Source organism: Brevibacterium zhoupengii, from assembly GCF_021117425.1.
In the GTDB taxonomy this organism is placed as follows: Bacteria; Actinomycetota; Actinomycetes; order Actinomycetales; family Brevibacteriaceae; genus Brevibacterium; species Brevibacterium zhoupengii.
Genome location: NZ_CP088298.1, coordinates 523,859 through 547,745 on the forward strand (window position 1 = coordinate 523,859; position 23,887 = coordinate 547,745).

Genomic DNA, 23,887 nt, shown 5'->3' on the forward strand with positions numbered 1-23,887 from the left:
AAGTAAAAGTTAATGTACCTTAACTTTATGACCGTCGATCCAACCAGCTCCGGCACTTCCGTCACTGCTGCACGCCCGAAGAAGGTGTCGACATTCTTCCTGCTGGGGCCGGCCTTCGTCGCGGCAATCGCATACGTCGATCCCGGCAACGTCGCCGCGAACCTCAGCGCCGGCGCCCAGTACGGATATCTGCTCGTGTGGGTCCTCGTCGCGGCCAACCTCATCGCCGTGCTCGTCCAATACCTGTCCTCGAAGCTCGGGCTCGTCTCCGGGCAGTCACTGCCCGGACTCCTCGGCAACAGGCTCAGCCGACGGTCGCGACTGGCGTACTGGGGGCAGGCGGAGGTCGTGGCCATCGCCACCGACGTCGCCGAGGTGATCGGCGGTGCCATCGCCCTGAAGATCCTCTTCGACCTGCCGCTGTTATTGGGCGGCCTCATCGTCGGCGTCGTGTCCCTGTTCCTGCTCTCGATCCAGTCCACCCGCGGTCAGCGCCCCTTCGAAACGGTGATCATCACCCTGCTCGCAATCATCGCCATTGGCTTTCTAGCAGGCCTGTTCGTCGGCGATGTGAATTGGGGACAAGCGGCAGGTGGAATCGTACCCAGACTCGAAGGCACGAACTCAGTGGTCCTGGCCGCCAGCATGCTGGGCGCGACCGTGATGCCCCACGCGATCTACCTGCATTCGGCGCTGTCCGTTGATCGCCACGGCACCGCCCCGCGAGCCTCGATTCCTCAGCTGCTCAAGGCCAGTCGCTGGGACGTCGTGCTCTCCCTCGTCATCGCCGGCTCGGTCAATATCGCGATGCTGCTCCTGGCCGCGGCCTCACTGCGCGGTCAGGACGGTACCGACACGATCGAGGGCGCACACGCGGTCGTGAGCGCCAACCTCGGCGAGATCGTGGGCCTGTTCTTCGGCATCGGACTGCTCGCCTCCGGCCTGGCCTCGAGTGCTGTCGGGTCCTACGCGGGGGCATCGATCATGCAGGGACTGCTGCGGGTCAACGTCCCGATCGTGTGGCAACGTGCGGTGACGATGATTCCCGCGCTCATCATTCTCAGCCTCGGCGTGGACCCGACCTGGTCGCTCGTCCTCAGCCAGGTCGTGCTCAGCCTCGGAATTCCCTTCGCCATGGTGCCCCTGGTCCGGCTGACGATGAATCGGAGCGTGATGGGCCAGTACGCGAACTCACGGATCATCACGATCGTTGCGATCCTGGCCTCGGGACTCATCATCGCCCTCAACGTCGTCCTCATCGTGCTCTTGGCGCTGGGTATCGACTGAGGTCAGCCCGCGCACGCAGTTGAACTCGGGCACGCAGGCGAGCCTGTCGGTTTCACCCGTCCCGCAGGTCCGTGGGCTCGACCATGGTGCGAGGATTCGACCGCACCCACCACGGCCGAGGTTGGCCTTCGTTCGCGGCCGCACGCCGTTCCTCGCCGGTGGCGTAGCGGTAGGTGAAGACTCGTACCCGGATGAGGGCCGGTGCCTGACCGTCGAAGGGATCTGGTCCCAGCTGCGTGCGGATCTGCGGGTCGCCGTTCCCGATGCGCTCGAGCAGCGCGTAGAACCAGGACTGCCGGTAGTCGCCGAGGGCTGCGAACCACATCAGCCAATCCAGGCGCAGATGATAGGGCGCAACAATGGGGGAGCGCCTCAGCACATTCCCTGGCTTGCCCTTGAACACGTAGGGTCGCCAGTCGCCTGAGTCCATGGTCGCGCCCGGGTCGAGGGTGCCTTCGATGATGATCTCATCACGGGACTCGGTCATCGAGCCGAAGGCGCCATAGGCGTTGCCCAGACCCCACCGGTTGAAGCTGGCGTTCATTTTCTGACGTGACGAGAACAGGTTGCGCAGAGCGGGGACGTTGAGTACGCACTGCCAGATGACGAAGACCGCGATGAGGATCGCCCACCACAGGGAGAGGACGTCGGCCGACCCAGCCGACCCGAACTCAGCGTTCGACGTCGACGACCCGGCCACCTCGGCGAGGGACCCGATGGGCCACCCCCATCCGGGCCAGGGCCCACCGACGATCCAGGCGAGGAACGAGTCGCTGATCCCGGCGAAGGCGAGCAGGATCGTCGCCCAGTTCAACCAGGCATAGTTGCCGGTGATGACCAGCGCCAGCTGCGTGATGATGATGGCGGCGGCCGCGAACGAGGCGATGGGTTGGGGGAGGAAGAGCAGCCACGGTGCGATGAGCTGGACGAGATGGCTGCCCAGCGTCTCCCCGCGATGCCACCACCCGGGCATGAGATGGGCGCGGCGGCTGAAGGGACCGGGCATCGGCTGAGTCTGATGGTGATAGTCCATGGCGGTGAGATCCCGCCAGGAGCTGTCGCCGCGCATCTTGATCATGCCCGCCCCGAACTCGACGCGGACGACGAACCAGCGGAGGAAGAGGATCATCAGCAGCGAGGGTGCCACCTCGTGGGAGCCGAGGAAGCCGATGAGGAACCCGGCCTCGAGAAGGAGCGATTCCCAGCCGAAGCCATAGAAGCGCTGCCCGATGCTCGAGATCGAGAAGTAGAGCCACCACATGAGTCCGAACACGGGAATCGTGGTCCATGCGGGCCCGGCCTGGGGGAGACCGATGACGACGGTCATGGCTGCGAGCATGCCGATTCCGCACACGATGCGCAGTCGGCGGTCGGTGTAGGCCAAGCGCTTCCACCGAAACAGGCTCGGTGCTTGAGCGGAGGTGGTGGCCGCGATGAATCGTGGTGCCGGAGTCAGACCACGTTCGCCTAGGAGAGCGGGAAACTGGTTCCAGGCGCTGAGGAAGGCGATGAAGAACAGTGCCGCGAACCCGCGTTGGATGATCTCTCGGGCGATCGTGTAGTCACCGGCGGCCAAGAATGACAGCACCGCGGTCGTGTCCACGGTGATCACCTCCCGGTTCTCGCGTCTGCGTGAGTCTCTTCAGGCCCACACTGTCCCTTGCTCTGACTATGGTGCCCGGAGCGCGATCGCGCAACACCTCGAAGTGGGGCACCACCGGGAAGTGGCGAAGCGCCCGATGAATGCGCCGAGGCTGCCCCCGGTGTCGGGGACAGCCTCGGTTCACATTCGGCTGAGTTCGCAGCCAGCAGCGGTTCAGTGCGTCAGCGGGGACCGTCTGCCGGTTCCGGCTCGACTTCCTCCACATCATCGGGCGACTCGGGCACGGCTGGCACGGAATCCGTGGCCGGGGGAGTCGGCGGGGTCACGACCGACTGGTAGGAGTGTTCGTGCGAGTAGGCGAGGAACGACAGGTGGTTCTCGTAGCGGTCGAGGACATCGTCGATGATCTGCTGCCCACTCAGGCCCATGAGGTCATAGCCCTCGGAGCCGGTCTGGGTGAAGACCTCGATCCGGTAGTACACGTCATCGCCGCGCGGGGCATTGCGTGCACCGAAGGAGGGAACGTTGTGTTCGACAGCGGCGACCTGATAGTGGAAGTTGCGCTGTTCGTCCATGTCGACGATGAGCGTGGACTCTGTGATTCCCGATTCTGGGCCTGTCTGCTGAGTCAGCTCGACCGTGTAATCGAGTTCGCGGAACTCCGCGGCCACGGCTTCCAGCGCGGGTTCGACCACTTCGTTGACGAATCTGTTGACGGACTTCTTCGATGGGTAGGAGCGCAGAGTCGCCAGGCGCTGACGCCAGGTCTTCTCCGGAGTCCTGCCACCGTGGGCGGCCGTGGTCCGGCGCTTGCGGGTCCGGCCCTCTCGTTCGGCTCGTTCCATGCGCAGCACCTTCGAGAAGGAGGCCATGACGAGGTAGGCGATGACCGTCACCGGCAAGGCGAAGATCAGGGTCGCGTACTCCATCGTCGTCACCCCTCCCGCGACGAGCATGGCGATGGTCAGCACAGCGGTGACGACGGCCCAGAAGATCCGCAGCCATTTCGCGCCGTCTTCTTCCGGGTTGGGGATCGTCGATGAGAAGTTCGACATCACCATCGCACCGGAGTTCGCACTGGTGAGGTAGAAGAGCAGACCGGAGAGCGTGGCCAGACCGATGAGGAAGGTCGAGCCAGGGAACATGTCGAGGAGGGCATACCATCCCTGCTCAGGGGAGTCGATGGCCTGCTGTGCGAAGTCATCATTGCCGTTGAAGACCTCGGACAGGGCGGAGTTGCCGAAGATTGAAACGATGAAGAAGTCGCAGAGCACCGGGGCCGTGATAGCCGCGATGACGAACTCACGCAGAGTGCGTCCGCGGGAGATACGGGCCAGGAACAGCCCGACGAAGGGACCCCAGGCCAGCCAGAACGCCCAGAAGAACAGCGTCCAGGCGCCCATCCAAGCGGAGCCGTCATCGACATAGGCGAAGGTGGCCAAGGTGCGTTCGGGCAGGGTGAAGATGAAGCGCCCGATGTTCTCGACCAAGGCATTGAGGAGGAAGGCCGTCTTGCCGGTGACGAGGATGTAGAACATCATCGCCGCACAGGCCCAGAGGTTGAGTTCGGAGATCAGGCGGATGCCCTTGTCCACACCGGAGGTGCAGGCCGCGATCGTCATGACGACGGCGACGAGGACGAGAGCGATCTGGAGGGCGAGGCCCTGCGGAAGACCGAAGAGTTCGGAGAAGCCGACGTTGAGCAGGACGACGCCGATGCCCATCGAGGTGGCGACACCGAAGACGGTGCCGACGAGGGCGAAGATGTCGATGACGTCGCCTGTGGCACCGCGCACCCGCTTGCCCAGCAGAGGGTAGAGGACCGCGCGGATCGACAGGGGCATGCCCCAGCGGTAGGCGAAGTAGCCCATGGCCATGCCTAGCAGCGAATACATCGACCAGCCGGCGATGCCGTAGTGGAACATGGTCCACACGACGGCGTCCTGGGCGGCGGCGGCCGATTCGGGATCGGCATTGACCGGCTGGAGGAACTGGGTGATCGGTCCGGTCACCGAATAGAAGAGCATGTCGATGCCCACGCCCGCGGCGAAGAGCATGGCGACCCAAGTGAAGAGGTTGTACTGGGGGCGGGAATGGTCCGGTCCCAGACGCACGGAGCCTTCCTTGGACAGGGCGACCCAGAGGACGAAGGCGATGACGACGGTGACAGTCAGTACGTAGTACCAGCCGAGGTTCGTCGCGATCCAGTCGACGATCGACTTCATCGTCGTCTGCGCGAAGTCGGGCATGAGCATCGCCCAGATCGAGAAGCCGAGGATCACGGCCGAGGAGATGATGAAGACCTTCCAGTTGACCCGAGATCCCCGCTCGTCCGTGAGTTCCGCGGGGCCGCGGCTCATCTCCGTGCTGGAGATCGGAGGGCGCTTCTCGGGGTCGACGTCTCGGCTTGGTCTGTCGGTTCCGCCGAAGCGCTCACGCTCGACGATCGGCCGTTTCATCTTCTCATCGTTGGGATCCTGCACGCATAACCTCCGGTCGGAAACTTGGGACTCACCCCAAAGGGCACCGATCCATCTTAGGCTCTCGGGATTTTGCCAGAGAATCCGCCCCCTGTTTTCAGCCCACCCTCGCTATGGTTCGGTCCTCCCTGAAACGCCGGTCTTCTGCGCTCTGACGAGGGCCGACGAGGCTGTCAGAGGAGGAACAGGAGACTTGTCGTCAGCGGTGGATCTGCGTCGTTCCGAACGGTCGAGTTCGCACCTGCTTCACTCGGTTCTGCTGTAATCGATTCGGTCCGGTTCTTCTCCATCGTCGCTGTGTCGTTCGTACGAACCGGCCGACCGCCTCGGCGAAGGCCCGGGACTGCATCGGGTCCCCACCGACGACGTGCATGTCCTGACGGTCGTGGAAGTGCGCAGTCGTCATCAGGTCGTGTCCCACGCGCTGTGAGGTGACTTCTGACAGCTGCCCGGGCTCGGTCTGATCGAGGATGAAGGTCCTGTCGGATCCGAGGATCGAGGCGCGGACGAACCGCTGGTTCGTGACGATGAGGAGCTGCGGTTCCGGTGTGCGCTCACTCTTGAAGTGCATGAGCAGCTTTTCGCCGCGGCGGAGCATATCGAGCGGCGGCCCACCGGGGTAGTGAGTGCCAGGAGCTGTGGGATCGATGTCGTCCAACTGAGGTTGCGGCTGCGGCATCGGGCGAGGATGGACTGCGTCCCAGCGAGCTACCCGAGCCTTCGCCCATGCGCGGCTCCCGACCAGGGCGAAGAGGCTCACCGGGAATGCGATGGCACTGCTGATCAGAGCACCGCCGGTCGATTGCACGGGGAGGAACAGGAAGCCGACGGTGATCCCGAGGCTGACGACAAACATGGCAAAGAGGATCGTGACGAAGAGTCCGAACAGGTTGCGATGGCATGCCTCGGCGCAGGAGGCAAGCGTGAAGCCGATGTTGACGGCACTCCAGCAGGCGAGGAAGACGCTGAGGGCTGGCAACGGTGAGGACCCGTAGTCTCCCCACACTGTTCCAGATTCTCCCGGGACGGCGGCGATCGCATGCCAAATGAAGATCGAGGCAGCGGCGAAGACTGAGAAGATCGGTCCCACGGAGAACACTCGATACCCCGCCTGCCTGATGAAGCCGGTGGCCGAATCGGGGATTGTGGGTTCGACACGGCCTCCATCTGCGGCGAGGGCATCATCGTCGGTGAAGTAGATGATGGCTATGGAGTGGACGAGGCCCAGAATTCCGAACCCCACCGTGGCCGCATACTTGGGGTTGATGGTCCCGCGGTCGACCATCCGAGGATCGATACCGGCATTGATCGCGGAGAAGGCGACCAGTGCGAGGACAGTGAGTACGACGCCGTAGACCACTGTCATGAAGAATTTGTGTGTTCTTAACCTCATGCTCTGCAGTCTTACAGCTGCGGTCGTCGCAGACGATGCAGGAATGTTCCAGATCTGTGTCGCGTTCAGCCCGGCCCGTCACGCTCAGGCCAGAGCGCTCGGTCACGCTCAGGCTGGCGCGTCAGCGGTGGATCTGTCCCGTGCGTGCAAGGTGCGTGACCGCCTCGGCGAAGGCTTGGGATTGTTCGGGGCTGCCGCCGAGAACGCGCATGTCCTGACGGTCGCGGAAGTGGGCGACGGTCACGATATCGTACCCTTCGCGATGCGAGCTGGCACCGACCAGCTGGCTGGGACTGGCCTGCTCGAGGACGAAGGTGCGGTCGGATCGGACGATCGAGGCGCGGACGAACCTGGAGGTCGTGGCGATGAGCATCTGGGGTTCTGGGGCGTGGTCGCCGTGAAAGTGCATGAGCAGCCGCTCGCCGGGCTCGAGCATGTCCTGCGGCGGAGGTCCCTGAAGACGGCGCTGATTCTGGGAGCGGCGCTCGTTCTGGGAGCGGCGCTGGTTCTGGGAGCGGCGTGGTTTTGAGGAGCTGCCGTGGGGATGGGCCGCGTCGTAGCGATTGACTCTCACGATCGCCCATGCGCGAGCACCGATGAGGGCGAGCAGGCTCAACGGAAAAACGATGAGGGCCAATGTCAGTGCCTCGACTGTCGGCTGGTCGGCAAGGAGAATGAAGCCGACGGTGTTGCCGATGGCGACGAGGAACATCACGAGCATGGCAGCGATGAAGATGCCGGCGAGGTCACGGTTGAAGGCCTCGGCGATGGCGGCGAACATGAGCCCGACATTGGTGCAGGCCCAGCACAAGAGGAAGAGAGTGAGCGCGGGGGTCGCCGAAGTGGCGTAGTCGCCCCAGACCGTGCCTGGAATTCCCGAATACTCGGCGAAGGAATGCCAGACGAAGACGGAGGCTGCGCAGATGAACGCGAAGATCGGCCCCACGGACAGCACCTTGTACCAGGCCTGGCGAATGAAGCCGGTGTACGAATCAGGTGGGCGGGGAACATGCGGGTCGGGAGGGGCTTCGGAGGATTTCGGCGAGTCATCCTCGTCGAACAAGATGATCGCTACGGAATGGTAGAGACCGAGCAGACCGAAGCACACCGTGGCTGCGCCTTTGGGATCGAAGTCTCCGAAAAGACGGTTGGCTCGAGGGTCGATCCCGGCGTTCGTGAGGGCGAAGACGATCAGCATGAACAGCGCGAGCACGACTGCATACAACAAAGTGGTGCTCAACTTATGCGTTCTCATCCTCATACCTGCAATTCTTGCAGGCCGGGACTGCACTCGCAGTCGAAGGATGTTCCAGATTCGTCTCAGACGCGCTCCGGGCCAGTCGTCAACGCCAGCTTCCGTGCTCCGATGACCAGAGGAAGAGTCACCAACAGGACGACGACGGCGACGAGGAAACCGGCGAGGGGGTTAGCCGCCTCCAACCATCCGAACGCCATCATGATGCCGACGCCGAGTGCGACGAAGAGGAGGAGACCCAGGACCGACAGAATTACGATCTTTCGGACGAGCATGGCCCAAGATAAATACGAGAGCCCGATGTTCGTACTCGCCCATGCAGCTGCGAAGACCGCGAGACAAGGCAGGGGACCGGAGAAGAATTCAGCCCACATGGAGCCCGGTGTGCCAGTGTCGACGGCGAAACTGCGGCAGATCAGCGTTGCCAGAGACAAGCAGACGCCTTGGACCGGGCCCATCAGCAGGATCCCGGACAGCGAATACTTGTGGAGCGCGGTCTGGAAGGTCGGTCCCGACCCTTCACGTTGCTGCTGCTCGTGCATCGGGGACCGGCGCCCGAATGAGACCACGGCGGAGAACACCGATAACAGCCCGAGCAGACCAAACGCCAGACCGGGCACATTCGATGGGTCGGCACTGTCGTCAGCCCGCAGCGGTTGGCCGGCGTTCACGGCGGCAAAGATGCCGATGAAGAGGGCAGCGGTGATCACACCGGTGGTGATGGTGCGTCCGAGGTGCATGGTCATGGTCGTCTGCTCCGCTGGGTCTGCTCAGGTCTCAGGCTCGACCTTAGACGAGGACCGCGTCCGATCCCATCGGCTACGCTGACTGCATGCGTGCAGGTGAAGTGTCCGAGGTCAGCCAGGACTATCTCAAGGCGATCTGGTCGGCCCAGGAGTGGGGCGGGACACCGATGACCGCGACCGAGCTCGCGAACCGCTTCGGCACGACGAAAGCCAATGTCACCGAGGTGCTCAAACGACTCGACGAGCTCGGGCTCATCGTCCGCGTCCCCTACCGCCCGCCGGTGCTGACTGCGCAGGGCGAGACGATCGCCGTGTCGATGGTGCGTCGGCACCGCCTGCTCGAGACCTTCCTTGTCGAATCCCTGGGCTACGGCTGGGATGAGGTCCATGACGAAGCGGAAATCCTGGAACATGCGGCCTCTGACCGGCTCGTCGACCGCATCGACGCCTTCCTCGGCCGCCCCAAGACGGACCCCCACGGTGATCCGATCCCGGGTCCCGATGGACAGGTCGAGTCCCATGATTCCTCGCTTCTCCTCGCCGAAGCTGGCCCCGGGTCCTACTCGGTCATCCGGGTCTCGGACGCGGATCCCTCAGTCCTTGCCCACCTCGCCGAGGTGGGGGTGCGCCCGGGTGCGACAGTCGAGGTGGCAGACGCGGACAGTGAGCTGTCTGCCGACACCTCGACTGTAACGGTCACGATCGACGGCGAACCGGTCGCGATCGACCGAACGGTCGCCTCGGCGGTGTATCTGGCTCAGCGCTGAGGCAGACCATCCGGGCTAAGGCCCTCGGATCTGCCTGGCACTCGTCAGATCTGCTTAACGCTCTGCGTAGCTCGCGTCCGCGAAGTAGAGAGCGAGTTCTGCCGAGGCCGCCGGGCTGTATCCCTCGTCTTTCACGAGCCGCGGTACGTCTGCCCACAGCTCCGGTTCGAAGGGGACTCCGGGCACGTGATTCGGATGTGTGTGCCGTCGATGGGCAGGATGAGCGGGGTGCACTTTGGCATCGATCGACTGCAGGGAGTCGAAGACAGACAGGTAGAGATCCGGAGTGAAACCGCAGTTGCGGGCTTCGGTGGCAACCTTGACCCAGCTGGCGGAGCCGACGATTCGTCCGGCCTTGAGTGTGTTGTTGATGAGGTTCTTGATGGTGGCATTCTGCGGATGCGGAGAGTGCAGGAGAAGGACTCGGCCCCAGATGAGGGCCTCTTCGTCAGTGAATCCGGGCCAGTGATTTCCAGAAGATGCAGACACGGTGAAACCAGCTTCCTCGGGCGCAGTGCACCCGAATCGAATCTTGCCAACGCCGTGTGGCGCTGACCCGTTCTATCCCTGGGGCACCCGGTCGATGACGGGTTGCCGCGCGGCCGGCCAGGTACCGATGGCCACGACTCGTGAACGTAAGATTGATCCTATCCGCCGAGGCTGACACGAGCTTCGCCGAGCTCCGTGCCTGTCGAAACGCGCTTCGGCCCGGACCGATGCATCAGATGCTGGTCCGGGCCGAAGAGGTGAACGAATGTGCCTCAGCTGAAGAACGTGCGCAGACTCAGTACGCTGATTGCGCCGATGGTCGCCGCAGCGGGCAGGGTGATGATCCAGGCCATGGCGATCGGCTTCATCAGTTTCCAGTTCGCTGAGCGGTTGACCAGTCCCACGCCGATGATCGCACCGATGAGGATGTGGGTTGAGGAGACGGGCAGGCCGCTGATCGAGGCGGCCATGACGACGCCGGCAGCAGCAAGCTCGGCGGCGAAGCCGGAGGCCGGGTGGATCTCCGTGAGCTTGGTTCCGACCGTGGCGATGACCTTGCGGCCGATGAACCAGAGACCGGCAACGAGGGCGATGCCACAGGTGAGCATGGCGGCGAAGGGGACGGTCGCTTCGGAGTCGATGGTGCCGGTCTTGAGGACGTCGAGGACGGCGGCGAAGGGCCCGATCGCGTTCGCAATGTCATTGGATCCGTGGCTGAAGGCGAATGCGGAGGCGGTGAACACCTGCATCCAGGAGAAGAGGATGAACGTCGCGCGGGGCACTGTCTGCTTGCGAAGGGTCTTGGCGAAGACGAACACTGCCATCCACACGGCGAGGCCGATCATCGTCATGAGGAGGGTGCCGCCGATGGGGCCGACCGTCACGTCGAGATTCTTCAGGCCCTTGAACAGGAGCATCGCGGTGAGGATGATGGCACCGCCGGCCGCGATGAGCGGAACCCAGCGCTGCAGCGTGGAGTGTGAACCGACAGTGGAAGCGGATGTGGCTGAAGGGTCGCGTTCGAGATCCATTTCCGCCTCTGCCGCCTGATTGTCGCTGCCGGTCGACGTCAGCATGTGGGGCTTCAGGGTCTGTGACAGGGCATTGCCGAGGACGTACTTCTTGATCGCCCCGTAGATGAGGAAGGCGACGATGGCGCCGAGGGCGGGGGAGAGGACCCAGGAGATCGCGATCATGCCGACCTCTGACCACTGCACCATGGCGAAGCCGCCGGTGCCGGTGACGAAACCGATGGTCAGGGAGGCGCCGATGATGCCGCCGATGATCGAGTGGGTGGTCGAGACGGGCCAGCCCATGCGGGTGGCGATCAGCAGCCAGACTGCGGCACCGAGGAGGGCCGCCATCATGATGTAGACGAATTCCATCGGGTTGAGGGAGACCGCATTGAGGTCGACGATCCCGCTCTTGATGGTGTCGGTGACCTCGCCACCGGCAAGCAGTGCACCACTGACCTCGAACACGGCTGCGACGAGGAGCGCCTGCTTCATCGTCAGCGTGCCGGCGCCCACCGAGGTGCCGAAGGCGTTTGCCACATCGTTGCCGCCGATGTTGAAGGCCATGAACGCACCGAAGATGACTGTCGTGATGAGCACCATGCGAGGTGCGTCCTGATCGACATAGCCGAATGACCACAGAGTAAAGGCGATGAGACTGCCCGCAAGCAGCAGGCCGAAGGCGAGGTGCCAGAGGCGATCATTGCTACGACCGACGGTCTGCGTCGGCGTGAAGGTCTCTGGGGCCAGAGCCTGGGTCATGCGCTTCTCCTAGCGAGGTTCATGAGATGTGTTTCCGGTTGATTCCCATGATTCTCACTCCAAATGTCCGCTAGGTTAAGAAGCAGATGAATGGGAGGTGAACACACTGCACGCGGGTAGAGAACATCAGGTGCACAATAGATGTAGTTTGCCTCGTGTTCACGTGAAATTCCAGGTCAGATGCTATGTAAGCGTCTTCTGGTGCAAGAGGGGCTTGCCTGTGGAGCGGCGAGATTTCGGATTGTGATGATGGACACGCGGGCACGAACGAATCGTGCCCGCGTGTGAGAGGTGGTGCCGAGGGTGTGCTGAGTCTCAGCCCTGGCGTCGCGGCAGGTTCCACCGCGGCTGCGGCTGGGACGGCTTGCCATGCTGTGGCATATAGCCGCGCTCGGCCTGCAGGTGTCCCTTGTCATGGCTCTTCGACGTGGCATCGGGATCGAGACCAGGGATCTGCGCCTCGAGCTTCCTGTTCGCCTGGTCGGCGCCGATGATCGGCATCTCGCCCGTGATCACCGGTTTTTCGTCTCCTTTGTCGTTTCGCATGGTGTTTCCCTTCTCTCGTGATTTCCTGCTCTGCTTCTGTGCAGCCGATGGGGTTTCAGTTGTGCGCAGTGCCGCATACAGTCCGGCCCACTGCTGGGGTTCAAGGTTTCGTGGCAAGGTGTCTCCTCTGACGTCATTGCGGTCCATGGTCGATTGCAGTGTGGAGCGATCAGTGAGATTCATTGTGGTGAGGATTCCTTTCATCCCACGTCCGCGTCCGGTGAAGGCCGTGCGGACGAACTGTTGGTAATCCGACCTGTGCCGGTCAGGCACGAGGCTGGCTGTGAGGCGATCAATGGTGAGGATGCCACCGTCGACGCTGGGCTTCGGTGTGAAGGCGTGGGCAGGTACGCGGTCGATGAGTCGGAAGTTGTACCACGGCGCCCATTGGGCGGTCATCATGGTCGAGCCGCCGACTCCGGCGCGTTTGCGGGCGACTTCCCATTGGGTGAGTAAAATCGCGTTCTGCCATTTCCGGGCGCGCAGCAGTCTGCGCAGAATGGGTGTGGTCAGGTGGAAGGGCAGGCTGCCGACGATCACTGGCTGGTCGAGCCTGGACGTCAGAATATCTGCGTGCCTGACTTGAGCGCGCGGGAATGTGTGTTCAAGGTGACTGATCCTCGTCTCGTCGAGTTCCACGAGCGTGAGCGGCCTGCCGAGCTTGTACAGCTGGGCAGTCACCGCGCCGGTGCCGGGTCCGATCTCCAGAATGGGGCCGGTGGTGGCGCGGGTCAGGTTCGCGATCGTGTGCAGGGCTGAGCGTGAGTGCAGGAAGTTCTGGCCGAGTTCGTGTCGGCCGCCGAATGATGAATGAGTTCGCAAGGGTGCGCTCCGGAAGTGAAGAAGGGAGCACCCAAGGCAGCGCAATGCGCAGTGACATACGTCAGTGAATTGCGGCTTCGCCCCGGATGCAGATGATCGTCCGGGTCGACAGCGCGCTGCTACAGATCCTGCTCGAGGGGCTCAGCGCCGACAGATTCGTCAGTGGACTGTTGGTGCCGATGCCTCGATGAGGTCAGTGGATCACAGAAAGTGAATCGAGCGCGCCGTCAGGCGCGGCGATCACGAATGTAGAAGGTCAGCGCTGTCGTTGCGCTGCAATTTAATGTTCCCATACCCGATAAGTTAGCACGTGACCTTGCTGATGTTCCAGGGTTTGGGCCGAAATCGATCGAAACCAGGACGAGTGGCTGAACTCGCCGAGGTGGCCGCGAGCTATTCGATGATCTCGCCGCTGATGACATCGCCGCCGTTCTCCGGGGGCCTGCGGTGCGGATCCTGACGAATGGCCTGAGCGGTCTTGCGCAGGCGCCAACCGAGTGCGACCAAGGCGATGCCGACGAGAACGATGAAGCCGGCAAGAGTGAAGATGAGCGCAGTGACGCCGGCGTCGGGGGCGAAGAGGAAGAAGAAGCCGAGGACGATGCCGACGGCACCGATGAGCGTGAGCGCCCACCACATCCGCACACCTAGACGGCGAATGAACAGGGATGCGGTCAGGGCGAGGAAGCTGAAGAAGATAACCGCGAACCCGGTCAAGATGGTGACGAAGGCGGCGAAGAACATGGGGGAGAAGAAGATGAGCGCCCCCAGCAGAATCAGTAGCACCGAGCGAGCCGCCAGGCTTCCCGAACGCGTGCCCTTCGGCGCCAGGACGAAGGAGGAAACGGCGATGACGGCCAGCCAGATGGCGAAGATGCGCACGACCACCTCGGCGCTGGTGCCGGGCCAGACCATCATCAGGAGTCCGACGAGAATCGCGATGACGCCGTTGATGATGACTGATCTGCTGGTGCGTTTCAGGTCCATGCCTCAAGCGTAGTCACTCGGGATGGTAGCTCGCTGAACACCACAGCCTACGCGGGCGCCCGGTTGTCCTCCGTGCTTTCCTCCACGGAGGCGGTCGTGTCGTTCTCGCTGCCCGGCAGCTTGATCGATGAGGGCAGATGCATCGTCTCGTTCAGCCTCATCGAATCGGACAGGGCACGGACCATCCCGCTGAGATCATCCAGCGAGTGGCCAGTGTCCTTGGCCCCGAAGGTGGCGCTCAACGAGGGGTTCGCCGCCGAGGTGGTGCCCTCGGTGCTCGACGTCCCCGCGGGGACGTCCTTGGCTGAGGTTGCCGCCTTCGGGGTGTTGCCCTCGAGGAAGCGCAGCAGCTCGACCGGGAAGGGCAGGACCAATGTCGAGTTCTTCTCGGAGGCGACTTCGACGATGGTCTGGAGCAGGCGCAGCTGCAGGGCTGCGGGTGTATCGGCCATCGCACTTGCGGCCTGGGCGAGCTTGTTCGAGGCCTGGAACTCACCGTCGGCGATGATCACACGTGAACGGCGTTCACGTTCGGCCTCTGCCTGACGAGACATCGAACGCTTCATCGACTCCGGCAGGGCCACGTCCTTGATCTCGACTCGATCGATGTGCACACCCCAGTCGACGGCAGGGCTGTCGATCATGATGGCCAGGCCCTGGTTCAGCCGCTCCCGATTCGTGAGCAGATCGTCGAGTTCGCTCTGGCCGATGATCGAGCGCAGGGACGTCTGCGCCACCTGTCCGACGGCGAGCTGATAGTTCTCGACATCGATGATGGCACGTCTGGGATCAACGACCTTGAAGTAGATGACCGCATCCACCCGGACGGTGACATTGTCACGGGTGATGCCTTCCTGGGCAGGGATCGGCATGGTGATGATCTGCAGGCTGACCTTCTCCATCCTGTCCACGAACGGGACGATGGCCGTCATCCCGGGGCGCTTGGGTTCATCAATGACTCGACCCAGGCGAAACACGACACCGCGCTCGTACTGTTTGACGATCTTCAGACTGTTTCCGAGGCCGATGGCCCCGAGCGCGATCAGACCGAAGATGAGAATTAAGAGGAACATCGAACCGCCTCCTCAGACGACTGACTGTCCCTTCAACGCTACGCCTGCGCGGGCAGAAAAGACCCGCCTCGGCGAAAATATTGATCCGCTTCCCGGGCACAGCTCAAAGATCCGTGCACAGTTCGAAGAGCAGTCAGCTGATTGAGGGTTCGACAGGCGAGACGTCGGCGACTCAGCGCGTCGGTGCTGTTGCCCGTTCCCGAGCCAGCAGCCGCTTGCCCGCGGGGTAGGCGGCAAGGGACTGCGGCAGGCTGATGGGCCGGCCCGAAGCATAGGTGGCGATGACCTCGCCGGTATCGGGTTGGTTCGGGCTCACACCGTGGGCTTCGACGCCGATTCTGCGCAGGGTCTGCTTCGCCACCGGAATCGGGGAGTCGAAGAGCGTGATCGCACCGGCCCGGGCGGCCATGATCCGCTCGGCGACCAGGCCGTAGTGGGTGCACCCGAGCACGATGGTCTCCATGCCGGGATCCATCTGGTTCAGCGCGGCATCGATTGCGGCATCGATGGTGGGCAGATCAGCGTCGTTGATCGCCTCGGCGAGGCCCGGGCAGGCCACCTTTGACACGGTGACCTCAGCGGCGAAGGTGTCGATGAGGTTCTGCTGGTAGGCGCTGCCGGTTGTCGCCGGGGTCGCCCAGATCGCGAAGTCCTGACCAGTTCCGGCCGCCATCTTCACCGCTGGAACGGTGCCGATGACGGGAATGTCCGGTTCATAGCGGGCGCGGACGGCTTCGAGTGCTTGGACGGAGGCGGTGTTGCAGGCGATGACGATGGCATCGGGGTCCCACTCGGCGAGCACTGCAGCCGAATTCAGGGCCCTGGCTTCGAGCGCTTCCGGGCTGAGGCTGCCATACGGTGTGAAATCCGGGTCCATGGCGAGGACCAGGTCCGCGTGTGGTGCCAGATGGAAGAGGGCATCGGCGGTGCCGAGCAGCCCGAGTCCGGAATCGAGCAGGCCGATACGCGTCATGAATCCTCTTTCGGGTAGGCGAATTCCTTGATCTCCTTCAGGTGTGCCTTCGTCAGGCCCTGTGCGAATTTCGGAGCGATGAGCTTGAGGCGGTTCGGCGAATAGTGCTCGGCGAAGTAGTCGCGCGTGGCCGGTGCGGCGAGGTCATCATCGATCCACACTGCCCGACCATGCTCATGCTCAGCCAGCCAGTCCTCCATGGCACGGGCCTTCCACCACAGGTGCGGATCGTTGGCATACCGGTTGTGGGTCTCATCGGGCATCTCGATGACCTCGAAGGAGTTGCGGAGACCGAACTTCGGCTCCAACTCCGTTTTGCAGCGCTCTGACCAGGTGGAGAGCCACACGATGTCGACTTCGTGAGTTTCTACGAGGCGGTCGAAGAAGGCGATGACCGCGGGTTTGTAGTGGAGTTCGTAATGCCAGGCCTGGAGCTTCTTGCGACCTTCGGCCATGATGCGCAGCTTGGGCACCGGGTAGGAGTTGAGGACTCCATCGACGTCGAGGAAGACAGTGACATGCCGTGCCTGCCGACGCGCTGATGTCGGCGAGGGGGATGCAGCAGCCATTGTTCCTTCCTGGGGAGTCGAGTACCGGCTAGTCTGAGAGCAGACGGCGTCGGCCTGCGATGGGCCGATGGATTCCAAGAATACCGCTCGAAACTGAAGAAGGACGAGCACCACATGTATACGGAGATGCGCATTCCCCGGCTGCGCGCCGCACTGTGGACCTCGACCCCGGAGGACACCCCATCGCCTGACCTCGCCGAGGTGGCCGTGCGGGTCCCGCCCGCGACCATCGCACCAGCGGCGTCCCTGATCGTACCCGACGGTTGCATGGACCTCATCGTCATCGAATCCAGCGTCGTCATCGCCGGAGCAGACTCCAGCGCTCGCACCTTCAGTGCTCCGGCGACTCACGGAGGCGCAGCTGGCGGGGCGTCGGAGCAGCCCGCTGCAGAGCCGATTGTGGGGCTGAGGTTCGACCCCGGTGTGCTCCCGCAGCTGCTGGCGACCTCGGCGGCCGAACTCGTCGACCAGGTCACCCCGCTTGATGCGGTCATCGGACGCAGAGCCTTAGGTACTGGACCTTTCGCGGACGACTCCGCCAGCCGGCTGATGAGCATTGCCGAGGAGCTGACGTCCCGGGTCGAGTTCAATCACAGGCCGGTCGAGCTGGCGACGCTCTTGGATGTCAGCCCTGACCAGCAACCCAGTCATATCGCCGAGGTGGCCGCGCAGTTCGCGTACTCACCGCGGCAGCTGCGGAGGCTCTCTGCCGACTGGTTCGGGTACGGGCCCAAGCACTTGGCGAAGGTTCTGCGTTGGCGGGCCGCTCGGGCGCACATCGACGCCGGGCGCACCCGCACAGCGGCCGCGGCTGCGGCAGGATACGCTGACGCGGCTCATCTGTGGAGAGACGAGAAGTCACTGCTGGGACTGTGACGTCATTGCTCGGGCTGGGAAGTCAGTGCTGCGAAGAGGTCGATCGTGTTGTCATCGGGATCGGAGACCACGGCGTAGCGCTGGCCCCAGAACGCGTCCCAGGGTTCATGGACGACGCCGGCCACGGGGTCTGCACCGTTGCCACCGGCAGTGAGCTGGGCGAAGGTCGCATCGACAGCCTCGGCGGTGGAGCAGTCGAAGGCTAAGGACATTTTGTGACCACCGGTCGGCCGCGTCCACTCAGGGTCGATGCTGAGTATGACCGCTTCGGTGTCGAGCAGCAGGCGGAGGCTGCCGGAGGAGAACTCCGTGTGTTGTGCATCCGCGCCACCGTCGACGAGGTCGAGGCCGAGCACGGAGTAGAACTGTACGGCGGAGGGCATATCTGCGGTGATGATTGAGATCGCGTCGAGTTTCATGCCTTCAGGCTATGCGCATGAGAATCGGCCGAGCATGAACAGAACGGCCATCTTGGCGCAGGAATCGAGTTACTCCGTTAGCGTGAATGAGGGAGCCAGGCACAATTGCGAAGCACAGGAAGAGTGGAACGTGGGAAACAATGAAGTCCTCACCAGCTCACAGATCTTCGACGCCGGTATCGAGGATTGGAGGCAGCTGGCCGGACCGATCAGAGCACGGTTCCCGACTGACGACTTCGCCCAAGGGCTGGTCTTCGTCAACGCAATCGGCGAAGCTGCAGAACAGGCGAACCATGCTCCGGACATCGCTCTCACGAGCACTGGTGTCACTGTCACCTTGAGCAGTCACAGTGTCGGCGGGGTGACCGACGATGATATTGCTCTTGCTCGAAAGATCAGCGAACTTGCTGCTGAGGCGGGACTGGCCGCTGACACTGCGAGCCTGATGCAAGCCGAGTTCGCTCTCGACACGGGTTCAGGGGATCGAACATCCGCCTTCTATGCGGCGCTTCTCGGCGGTGAAACTGCTGGTGTGCACTCGGGAGGCGACCTCGTCGACCCCACTGGTCAGATGAACTCGCTGCTGTGGTGGCAAGAACCGCGAGAGAACAGCCGGTTCCCGTTGCCGGAGTCAGCGGTCCCGCAGAGCTGGCACCTTGATGTCTGGGTCAGCCATGATGAGGCCGAGAACAGGATAGCTGCGGCGCTCGCCGCGGGTGGCCATCTCGTCAGCGACAAGGCTGCGCCATCCTACTGGGTTCTAGAAGATCCCGATGGCAACCGAGCCTGCATCTGTGCACCGATGGTCCACTGAGCAATCGGCCGACGGGCCAACCGTCGAGCTGTAAGACGGCCGGGCTTTAGTCGGCTTCGGGGAGGTATTCCTCGAACACGGCTCGCAGCTGCGGGGTCAGAGGCGCGGGCTTCGCAGAATCACGATCGATGTGGACGAGCACGACGCTGTGGTCGAAGACCTGTCGTCCGTCCTGGTCACCGCGAGTGTTGATGGTGAACGAAGAGTTGCCGAGTTTTGTCACGGACACGCTCATCGTCAGCGTTGGTCCGTACATCACAGGCACCAAATAGTCGATGGACTGGTGTGCGACGAGGAGGCCGCCGCCGGTGATGTGGCCGGCCTTGATCTCATGCATCCATCGGATCCGACCCTCTTCGATGAGGGTGATCAGGCGAGCGTTGTTCACGTGGCCGAGCATGTCCTGATCGGACCAGCGCACCTCGGGGGAATACTCGAACGTCTTCACAAATGACCTCTTATCTCTCGGCAATCGGCACTCATCGTGTCAGATTATCGATAGGTGCCGAAATCGACCTCAGTACCGTCCTGATCGATCGTTCTATAGTTAAACAGGACTGGTCGACGAAAGGAAATTCCGACGGAGTTCGATGACGTTCGGCCTCAGATGTGGTGTTCTCAGCCGCGGCGTTCGACTTCAGCCGCGGCGATTCCTGATCTCCTCGTTGACTGCGCCGACGACCTCGTGAAGGTCACCGATGATCGCGTAGTCGGCGCGCTGGACCATCGTCGACTCCTCATCGGTGTTGATCGCGATGAGCGTCTTCGCGCCTTCGATTCCGGCCATGTGCTGGATCGCGCCGGAGATTCCGCAGGCAATGTAGACATCCGGTGCGATCCGGCTGCCGGTCTGCCCGACCTGCTCCGCATGCGGCCGCCACCCAAGACCGGTGACGACGCGAGAGACGCCCAGTGCCCCGCCGAGGTGGTCGACGAGTTCGAGGACCTCGCCGAATCCGTTCTCCGAACCGACCCCGCGGCCAGCTCCGACGACGGCCTTAGCCTGTGTCAGGCCCGAGGTGTCGTTGCCATCCACGGTGTGAACCTCGGTGCGGACCACGCGGGTCCGCAGATCCTCGGCCGCAATGTCGAGTTCGTAGTCGAGCACCTCGGGGCTCGTCGCAGTGGTCTCCTCCGGAGTGCAGGCGTGACCGGCGATAGTGAGAACCTGCAGGTCACCGTCGAGGACGAGCCTTTCGAAGGCCGTCCCGCCGAGCACCTGCCGCAGCAGACCCTCCTCATCGGCGGCCACGACATTGGCCGCCATCCGCGACCCGGTCCTCACAGCCACATGTGCCATGAGCTCCATGCCGCGCGGGGTGCCCGAGGCCAACACGGTCCCCGTCTCCGGCGCGATATCGACCAGAGCCTGCGCCCAGGCAGGTGCCGAATACGCTTCGAGGTCAGAGTGTTCGAGGTGGTGGATGGTCTCCACGCCGAGTGCTGCGAGCTGCTCGGTGGCGGTGTCGGGGAGGGCGCCGATGACGGCAACGTCGAGGGTCGACCCGGCGAGGACGTCGGCGTTCGTGCGGGCGAAGGTGACCGCCTCGGCGGAGGTCAGCACCACCTGGCCGGACTCATCTGTTTCGACGAATACGAGAGTCATGACCTGATCACTCCGATCTCTTCCAGAACATCGACCAGGGCATCGGCCGCATCGGGCCCCTCGCCGAGGATGGTGACTTCGCTTGTCTTCTCCGGCGGCAGTTCGAGGCCGATGCGCGGGTTCCCGGTGCCCGGTTCGGGCGCTACGTATTCGGTGATGCGAGCCTTCTTCGCCTTCATTCGCCCGGTGATCGAGGGATAGCGCGGGTCGACGCCGCCTTCCTGAATAGCGATGACGGCAGGCAGATCGAGGGCGAAGACCTCGGTCCCCGCTGGCCCGATTCCGCGTGCCTCGATCGACCCCGATCCGCCGCCGCTGCCTGCGCCGCCTCCACTGGACGTCAGTGTCTGGATTCCTGTCAGCACGGGATACTCCAGGTCGTAGGCCAGGCGGATGCCGACTTGGAAATCGCCGGTGTCGGCGGCATCATTTCCCAGCAGCACAAGATCGAAGGACTGTCCCTGTTCGGCGCGATCACGGACGATATCGCCGATGATCTGGGCGATATCCTCGGGCCCGAACGCACCCGGGTCCTCGGCCTCGATGAGAATCCCGTCGTTGGCGCCCACGGCCACGGCCGCGCGCAGCTGTTCGACCGCCTCGGCGGGGCCCACAGTCAAGACCGTGACCGTGCCGCCTGTGGCTGCGGCCGTTTGAATGGCCAGTTCCACCGCACATTCCTCGTGCGCCGAGGTGGTGTGGCCCAGACCGGCATCGTCGATGTCCGTGCCGGAGGCGTCGAGCGTGATCTGGCCCGAGATGTCGGGGATGCGTTTGATGCAGACGAGGATGTCCATGGCCTACCTCCGGATGCTCTCGTTGTCGGGATCGAAGAGGGGAGTGGCGTCGATCGAGGCCACCGTGATGGGGTAGGCCTCCTCCATGTAGACGACGGTGAGCTGGTTGCCCAGGACCGCCTCGGCGGGAGGAAGGAAGGCCATGAGGACATGCTTGCCCAGGCTCGGGGCCGACCCCGCCGAGGTGACCCATGAGTGCCGTCCATGTCCATCGACGAGCGGTTGCCCCTCCTTGGACAGGATGGGTTCCCCACCGAGCATGTAGCGCTTCTCCCCGCTGCTGCTCGTGTGGTCATCGACCGTGAGTGAGCAGAGGACCGTCTTCGGGTCCTCCTCGCGGTGGCGCAGGTGGGCGTCGCGGCCGACGAAGTTCTGCGCCTTCACCTTCGGTCGGGCCATACCGACCTCGATGACGCTGCGTTCGGAGTCGAGTTCGGCACCGAAGGCGCGGTAGCCCTTCTCGATGCGGCCGGTGGTTCCGTAGACGCCGAGCCCGACGGGCACGAGCCCATGCTCACGGCCCGCCTCGGTGAGGACATCCCAGAGTTTGAGCCCGGATTCCATGGGGACGTAGAGCTCCCAGCCCAGATCGCCGACGTAGGAGATTCTGGAAGCCAGCACCGTCAGCGAACCGATCTCGATGGAACGGGCAGTACCGAACTTGAAGGCTTCGTGGGACACGTCTGCCTTCGTGACCTGGGAGAGGATGTCCCGTGCTCGTGGCCCCCACAATCCGATCGTCGTCCACGAAGAAGTGAGATCGGCGATCTGCGCCCCGGTCTCCGGGAGCCGGTCGGCGAACCATTTGACGTCGACCATGCCGTGGGCGGCACCCGTGACGACGCGGAATCGGTCGTGGGCCAGTCGCATAATGGTCAGGTCCGAGCGGAATCCGCCGGCCTCGTCGAGGACCGGGGTGTAGACGACGCGGCCGATGCTCACATCCATCTGCGCCAGCACGATTGATTGGACTGTGTCGAGGGCGGCGGGGCCGAACACGTCGAAGATGACGAAGCTCGAGAGGTCGACGAGACCGGCACGCTCACGCATCGCCAGATGCTCCGCGTTGGTGATCGGTGACCACCAGCGTGAGTCCCATTCGGCGGTGCGATCCATCACGCGCTCGCCGAATTCCTCGAGCAGGGGTGCATTGGATTCGTACCATTGCGGGCGCTCCCAGCCGGCGACCTCGAAGAAGACGGCGCCGAGTTCCTTCTCGCGCTCGTGCATGGGGGAGAGGCGGACGTTGCGATCGGAGGTCCACTGCTCGCCCGGGTGGACGATGCCGTAGGTCTTGATGAAGGCCTCTGAGGTTCGAGCCTTCACATGCTCGCGGGTGCGCTGGTGGGGGTGGAAGCGGGCGATGTCGGCACCTTGGACGTCGACCTCGGGCAGGCCGTTCGTCATCCATTCGGCCACGGCCCGGCCCACGCCCGGGCCTTCCTTGACCCACACCGCTGCCGCCGACCACAGGCCCTTGACCTCGGGTGATTCGCCGAGGATGGGGGCGCCGTCCGGGGTCAGTGAGAGGAGGCCGTTGATGGCGTAGCGGATCTCGACGTCTGGGTTGGAGAGGACATCGGGCATGAGTTCGAGGGCCTGTTCGAGTTGCGGGTCGAAGTCATCATCGGTGAAGGGCATCTCCGTAGGGGAGAGCTTCGCGGCTTCGATCGAAGGGATCTCCTCGGGGTCGTGGAGGATCGCGCGGTGAGCGTAGGAGCCGATCTCCATGTCCGCCCCGTGCTGTCGTTCGTAGCAGAAGGTGTCCATGTCGCGCACGATCGGGAACGTGATCTCACCCGACTGCTCGGCCAGCTGCGGGACCGGGCCGACGCTGATCATCTGGTGCACCGCCGGTGTCAGCGGGATTGCGGCACCGGCCATGGCCGCGATGCGCGGACTCCAGACTCCGCAGGCGATGAGGATCTTATCGGTCTCAATCACACCCTTCGTGGTGTGCACTCGTGCGATCGCCCCGTTCTCGACGTCGATGCCGGTCACCTCGGTGTTCGGTGACACCGTCAGTGCTCCCTTGGCCTGCGCGGATTCGCGCATCATGGTGCCCGCACCCACGGAGTCGACGACGCCGACCGTCGGTGTCCAGAAGGCGCCGACGATGACGGATGGGTCGAGGAAGGGCACCTTCTCGACGACCTCTTCGGGGGCGACCAGGTGGGATTCGATGCCCCAGGCCTGCGCCGAGGCCATCCTGCGTCTCAGCTCCTGCATGCGCTCCTGGGTGCGGGCGACTTCGAAGCCGCCGGTCTGCGTGAAGACGCCGAGTTCTTGGTACTGTCGCACGCTGTCGAGGGTGAGGTCGGTGATTTCGCGGGAGTGATCGACCGGGAAGATGAAGTTCGAGGCGTGCCCGGTCGACCCGCCCGGATTGGGCAGTGGGCCCTTGTCGACCTGGACGATGTCTCTCCAGCCGAGTTCGGCCAGATGGTGGACGAGGCTGTTGCCGACGATGCCCGCGCCGACGACAACGACACTGGCCTGAGTGGGAACGGAAGCCATGGCAGGCTCCTCTCCGAAGGCATCTTCGCCTTCAACGGCACATGTTGCGTAATAAGCAACTTGACGCACCATGTGAGACTGAGTGCTTTGATC

At 63.5% G+C, this 23,887-nt stretch carries 20 protein-coding genes, 1 pseudogene and 1 riboswitch; of the genes and pseudogenes, 4 read left to right on the forward strand and 17 right to left on the reverse strand.

All coding sequences use genetic code 11. From position 1 onward, the window contains the following. Positions 1-27 precede the first annotated feature (27 nt). A complete protein-coding gene (locus LQ788_RS02360; protein ID WP_231444909.1) occupies positions 28-1,287 on the forward strand; it encodes an Nramp family divalent metal transporter in 1,260 nt (419 codons plus the stop codon). A 52-nt stretch (positions 1,288-1,339) separates the two neighbouring features. On the opposite strand, the gene LQ788_RS02365 is transcribed toward LQ788_RS02360, so the two are convergent. From LQ788_RS02365 to LQ788_RS02385, 5 genes are all read right to left on the reverse strand, one after another. Next, positions 1,340-2,899: a lipase maturation factor family protein gene (locus tag LQ788_RS02365; protein WP_394801324.1), complete on the reverse strand. Its 1,560-nt coding sequence runs from the start codon at positions 2,897-2,899 to the stop codon at positions 1,340-1,342. A gap of 212 nt (positions 2,900-3,111) precedes the next feature. Then, positions 3,112-5,349, reverse strand: a complete 2,238-nt coding sequence (betT, locus tag LQ788_RS02370) for a choline BCCT transporter BetT (RefSeq protein WP_231447536.1) — start codon at positions 5,347-5,349, stop codon at positions 3,112-3,114. 220 nt (positions 5,350-5,569) lie between these two features. Next, positions 5,570-6,763, reverse strand: a complete 1,194-nt coding sequence (locus tag LQ788_RS02375; protein WP_231444913.1) for a hypothetical protein — start codon at positions 6,761-6,763, stop codon at positions 5,570-5,572. A gap of 121 nt (positions 6,764-6,884) precedes the next feature. Beyond that, on the reverse strand, positions 6,885-8,018 hold the full coding sequence (locus LQ788_RS02380) for a hypothetical protein (protein ID WP_231444915.1): 1,134 nt from the start codon (positions 8,016-8,018) through the stop codon (positions 6,885-6,887). A gap of 65 nt (positions 8,019-8,083) precedes the next feature. Further along, positions 8,084-8,764 carry a hypothetical protein gene (locus LQ788_RS02385; protein ID WP_231444917.1) on the reverse strand — a complete coding sequence of 227 codons (681 nt, stop codon included), beginning with the start codon at positions 8,762-8,764 and terminating at the stop codon, positions 8,084-8,086. Positions 8,765-8,850: 86 nt separating this feature from the next. On the opposite strand from LQ788_RS02385, the gene LQ788_RS02390 reads away from it, so the two are divergent. After that, a complete protein-coding gene (locus tag LQ788_RS02390) occupies positions 8,851-9,531 on the forward strand; it encodes a metal-dependent transcriptional regulator (RefSeq protein WP_231444919.1) in 681 nt (226 codons plus the stop codon). A 54-nt stretch (positions 9,532-9,585) separates the two neighbouring features. Here the strand turns inward: LQ788_RS02390 and LQ788_RS02395 are convergent, their stop codons facing one another. From LQ788_RS02395 to LQ788_RS02425, 7 genes and pseudogenes are all read right to left on the reverse strand, one after another. Continuing rightward, positions 9,586-10,020, reverse strand: a complete 435-nt coding sequence (locus LQ788_RS02395; RefSeq protein WP_231444921.1) for a hypothetical protein — start codon at positions 10,018-10,020, stop codon at positions 9,586-9,588. 34 nt (positions 10,021-10,054) lie between these two features. Continuing rightward, positions 10,055-10,166: riboswitch (SAM riboswitch) on the reverse strand. Between the two features lie 126 nt (positions 10,167-10,292). Next, positions 10,293-11,795 carry an inorganic phosphate transporter gene (locus tag LQ788_RS02400; protein ID WP_231444923.1) on the reverse strand — a complete coding sequence of 501 codons (1,503 nt, stop codon included), beginning with the start codon at positions 11,793-11,795 and terminating at the stop codon, positions 10,293-10,295. 615 nt (positions 11,796-12,410) lie between these two features. Further along, positions 12,411-13,163: pseudogene (gene erm, locus LQ788_RS02405) on the reverse strand (23S ribosomal RNA methyltransferase Erm); the annotation flags it as partial. Positions 13,164-13,556: 393 nt separating this feature from the next. Next, positions 13,557-14,150, reverse strand: a complete 594-nt coding sequence (locus LQ788_RS02410) for an HdeD family acid-resistance protein (RefSeq protein ID WP_231444927.1) — start codon at positions 14,148-14,150, stop codon at positions 13,557-13,559. Between the two features lie 47 nt (positions 14,151-14,197). Continuing rightward, entirely contained in the window at positions 14,198-15,223 is a 1,026-nt protein-coding gene (locus LQ788_RS02415; RefSeq protein ID WP_231444928.1) for a slipin family protein, read from the reverse strand. Positions 15,224-15,395: 172 nt separating this feature from the next. Beyond that, positions 15,396-16,196, reverse strand: coding sequence for a glutamate racemase (locus LQ788_RS02420; RefSeq protein WP_231444931.1), 801 nt, complete (start codon positions 16,194-16,196; stop codon positions 15,396-15,398). Next, on the reverse strand, positions 16,193-16,765 hold the full coding sequence (locus tag LQ788_RS02425) for an HAD domain-containing protein (protein WP_231444933.1): 573 nt from the start codon (positions 16,763-16,765) through the stop codon (positions 16,193-16,195). Before LQ788_RS02425 ends, LQ788_RS02420 begins: the two co-directional genes overlap by 4 nt. 114 nt (positions 16,766-16,879) lie before the next feature. On the opposite strand from LQ788_RS02425, the gene LQ788_RS02430 reads away from it, so the two are divergent. Next, positions 16,880-17,641 carry a helix-turn-helix domain-containing protein gene (locus LQ788_RS02430; protein WP_231444935.1) on the forward strand — a complete coding sequence of 254 codons (762 nt, stop codon included), beginning with the start codon at positions 16,880-16,882 and terminating at the stop codon, positions 17,639-17,641. Between the two features lie 2 nt (positions 17,642-17,643). On the opposite strand, the gene LQ788_RS02435 is transcribed toward LQ788_RS02430, so the two are convergent. Next, positions 17,644-18,060 carry a VOC family protein gene (locus tag LQ788_RS02435; RefSeq protein ID WP_231444937.1) on the reverse strand — a complete coding sequence of 139 codons (417 nt, stop codon included), beginning with the start codon at positions 18,058-18,060 and terminating at the stop codon, positions 17,644-17,646. Positions 18,061-18,190: 130 nt separating this feature from the next. On the opposite strand from LQ788_RS02435, the gene LQ788_RS02440 reads away from it, so the two are divergent. Further along, entirely contained in the window at positions 18,191-18,874 is a 684-nt protein-coding gene (locus LQ788_RS02440) for a 4a-hydroxytetrahydrobiopterin dehydratase (RefSeq protein WP_231444938.1), read from the forward strand. 46 nt (positions 18,875-18,920) lie between these two features. Here LQ788_RS02440 and LQ788_RS02445 read toward each other — a convergent pair whose 3' ends face one another. The 4 genes from LQ788_RS02445 to LQ788_RS02460 form a co-directional block, all read right to left on the reverse strand. Further along, positions 18,921-19,322 (reverse strand): acyl-CoA thioesterase, encoded by a 402-nt coding sequence (locus LQ788_RS02445; protein ID WP_231444940.1) that lies wholly within the window; start codon positions 19,320-19,322, stop codon positions 18,921-18,923. A gap of 189 nt (positions 19,323-19,511) precedes the next feature. After that, positions 19,512-20,480, reverse strand: a complete 969-nt coding sequence (locus LQ788_RS02450; protein WP_231444942.1) for an electron transfer flavoprotein subunit alpha/FixB family protein — start codon at positions 20,478-20,480, stop codon at positions 19,512-19,514. After that, positions 20,477-21,277 carry an electron transfer flavoprotein subunit beta/FixA family protein gene (locus LQ788_RS02455; RefSeq protein ID WP_231444944.1) on the reverse strand — a complete coding sequence of 267 codons (801 nt, stop codon included), beginning with the start codon at positions 21,275-21,277 and terminating at the stop codon, positions 20,477-20,479. The genes LQ788_RS02450 and LQ788_RS02455 overlap by 4 nt, the downstream gene beginning before the upstream one ends. A gap of 3 nt (positions 21,278-21,280) precedes the next feature. Beyond that, positions 21,281-23,794 (reverse strand): GcvT family protein, encoded by a 2,514-nt coding sequence (locus LQ788_RS02460; RefSeq protein ID WP_231444946.1) that lies wholly within the window; start codon positions 23,792-23,794, stop codon positions 21,281-21,283. Between the last annotated feature and the right edge of the window lie 93 nt (positions 23,795-23,887).

Excerpts from the sequence above, each read along its gene's own strand:
- LQ788_RS02360 (WP_231444909.1), top strand. The coding sequence starts at position 28 with ATGACCGTCGATCCAACCAGCTCCGGCACTTCCGTCACTGCTGCACGC.
- betT (WP_231447536.1), bottom strand. The coding sequence starts at position 5,349 with ATGAAACGGCCGATCGTCGAGCGTGAGCGCTTCGGCGGAACCGACAGA.
- LQ788_RS02375 (WP_231444913.1), bottom strand. The coding sequence starts at position 6,763 with ATGAGGTTAAGAACACACAAATTCTTCATGACAGTGGTCTACGGCGTC.
- LQ788_RS02380 (WP_231444915.1), bottom strand. The coding sequence starts at position 8,018 with ATGAGAACGCATAAGTTGAGCACCACTTTGTTGTATGCAGTCGTGCTC.
- LQ788_RS02385 (WP_231444917.1), bottom strand. The coding sequence starts at position 8,764 with ATGACCATGCACCTCGGACGCACCATCACCACCGGTGTGATCACCGCT.
- LQ788_RS02390 (WP_231444919.1), top strand. The coding sequence starts at position 8,851 with ATGCGTGCAGGTGAAGTGTCCGAGGTCAGCCAGGACTATCTCAAGGCG.
- LQ788_RS02400 (WP_231444923.1), bottom strand. The coding sequence starts at position 11,795 with ATGACCCAGGCTCTGGCCCCAGAGACCTTCACGCCGACGCAGACCGTC.
- LQ788_RS02410 (WP_231444927.1), bottom strand. The coding sequence starts at position 14,150 with ATGGACCTGAAACGCACCAGCAGATCAGTCATCATCAACGGCGTCATC.
- LQ788_RS02415 (WP_231444928.1), bottom strand. The coding sequence starts at position 15,223 with ATGTTCCTCTTAATTCTCATCTTCGGTCTGATCGCGCTCGGGGCCATC.
- LQ788_RS02420 (WP_231444931.1), bottom strand. The coding sequence starts at position 16,196 with ATGACGCGTATCGGCCTGCTCGATTCCGGACTCGGGCTGCTCGGCACC.
- LQ788_RS02425 (WP_231444933.1), bottom strand. The coding sequence starts at position 16,765 with ATGGCTGCTGCATCCCCCTCGCCGACATCAGCGCGTCGGCAGGCACGG.
- LQ788_RS02430 (WP_231444935.1), top strand. The coding sequence starts at position 16,880 with ATGTATACGGAGATGCGCATTCCCCGGCTGCGCGCCGCACTGTGGACC.
- LQ788_RS02435 (WP_231444937.1), bottom strand. The coding sequence starts at position 18,060 with ATGAAACTCGACGCGATCTCAATCATCACCGCAGATATGCCCTCCGCC.
- LQ788_RS02450 (WP_231444942.1), bottom strand. The coding sequence starts at position 20,480 with ATGACTCTCGTATTCGTCGAAACAGATGAGTCCGGCCAGGTGGTGCTG.
- LQ788_RS02455 (WP_231444944.1), bottom strand. The coding sequence starts at position 21,277 with ATGGACATCCTCGTCTGCATCAAACGCATCCCCGACATCTCGGGCCAG.
- LQ788_RS02460 (WP_231444946.1), bottom strand. The coding sequence starts at position 23,794 with ATGGCTTCCGTTCCCACTCAGGCCAGTGTCGTTGTCGTCGGCGCGGGC.